This window comes from Ruegeria sp. AG1, from assembly GCF_056541705.1.
The window spans coordinates 1-1,130 of the sequence record NZ_JBQFYU010000035.1; the positions used below are offsets into that span (position 1 = coordinate 1).

Here is a 1,130-nt window from a genome sequence, read left to right on the forward strand (position 1 = left end):
ACAGCGATGCGCCAACTGTGTGACGTGACCGTTGAACGTGACGGGTTGGGGAATGCGGAACCATTGCCAGCCATCTATCCAAAGCCCTTAGCCTCTGTGGTCGGGAAAGGCGACGAAGGTAAGCGTGAGTTTGTCCCGCTGAGCTGGGGCTTTCGTACGACAAAGAAGTCAAAGAAAACTGGTGCTGTTATCCAACCAGGGGCCTGGAACAACGCACGTGATGACAAGGTTCGCTCAAACGGTTTGTGGAAACAGAGCTTTGAGGAGCGGCGTTGCCTCGTTCCGGTTGGTTCGTTCTGTGAGGCCCAAGGAAGAAACCCTGCCACCCACCACTGGTTCGCCCTGAAGGGCGATGAAGACCGCCCGCCACTCGCATTTGCGGGTATGTGGCAAACCTCGCGATACCAGGGCAAGGAAGGAGCTGAGGAGGTTGAAACCTACACCGTCATCACCACAAAGGCCAATGAGCTGGTGAAGCCCATACACCCGCAGAGAATGCCCGCCATCCTCAAGCCGGAGGACTATGAGCAATGGATGGATGGCAACGCGGATGACGCATTCGAACTGCTGGAGCCCTTAAATTCGAACGAAACGCAAATTGTTCGGTCTGGCGAAGGTGAGAAGTCGGATCCAGCAGGAAGATTGCCGTGAAAATCGTATCGGGTGGGCAAACTGGCGTAGACTTGGCTGCACTTGAGTTCGCTATCCAACGCGGTTTGAGCTACGGCGGCTGGGTTCCCAAAGGTCGAATCAACGAAGCTGGCCGCATTTCCGAACGATACTTAGGGTTGACGGAGGCACCGTCGGCTGAACCAGACGTCAGAACCCGACTCAACGTCATTTCAAGCGACGCTACGCTTATTCTAACTGATGGATCAGAAAGCCCCGGCACGAACTATACTCATCAAGTCGCAATTGAGGTAGGAAAACCGGTTTTGCGTATCGCGCTTGCAGATAAAAACCGTCTAGAAACTGAGCGGGTTCGGCAATGGGTCTCATCGATCAAGCCTTTGGTTCTCAACGTAGCCGGACCACGTGAATCCGAGGCACCTAGCGTATATTCAAAGGCGTTTGCTTTCCTGAGCGATGCTTTTTCGACCACCTAGGTCAGTTTCTCACACGCCCGAAGT

2 protein-coding genes are annotated in these 1,130 nt (G+C 54.2%); both read left to right on the forward strand.

The window, feature by feature from the left end; all coding sequences use genetic code 11:
• Window positions 1-63 precede the first annotated feature (63 nt).
• A complete protein-coding gene (locus tag ACR0B5_RS22855; RefSeq protein ID WP_480543689.1) occupies window positions 64-651 on the forward strand; it encodes an SOS response-associated peptidase in 588 nt (195 codons plus the stop codon).
• Complete coding sequence (locus ACR0B5_RS22860) at window positions 648-1,106, forward strand: putative molybdenum carrier protein (RefSeq protein ID WP_480543691.1); 459 nt, start codon at window positions 648-650, stop codon at window positions 1,104-1,106. The genes ACR0B5_RS22855 and ACR0B5_RS22860 overlap by 4 nt, the downstream gene beginning before the upstream one ends.
• The last annotated feature ends 24 nt before the right edge of the window (window positions 1,107-1,130 follow it).